Origin of the sequence: Pantoea sp. GbtcB22 (assembly GCF_019091025.1) — a bacterium.
GTDB lineage: Bacteria > Pseudomonadota > Gammaproteobacteria > Enterobacterales > Enterobacteriaceae > Pantoea > Pantoea leporis.
Map to the genome: position 1 here is coordinate 1 of NZ_JAGXKB010000443.1, position 254 is coordinate 254.

Below are 254 nucleotides of genomic sequence, written 5' to 3' on the forward strand. Positions count from 1 at the left end.
CGTAAGAAATGGATTATCAAGATAGGTATGACCATGCGATTCCCGATCACTTAATTAATACATTGAAAGAAAATAACTATGATTTGATGAGTGATACGGGTATTTGGGATACAGGGCTATATATGCCGCATATGATACAAGCTATCTCACCCAAAATTTCATTAGGTTTCAATAAAGAAATGTGGCTTTCGCATTACGACGTAAATATTAGATTCAATCATTATGAACTTCATGTAAAAGAAATTTATGCTCGT

Annotated in this window: 1 pseudogene; it reads left to right on the forward strand. The window is 33.1% G+C overall.

Annotated features, from left to right (window positions below):
• Positions 1 to 8: 8 nt before the first annotated feature.
• Positions 9 to 254: pseudogene (locus tag KVT28_RS25695) on the forward strand (hypothetical protein); the annotation flags it as partial.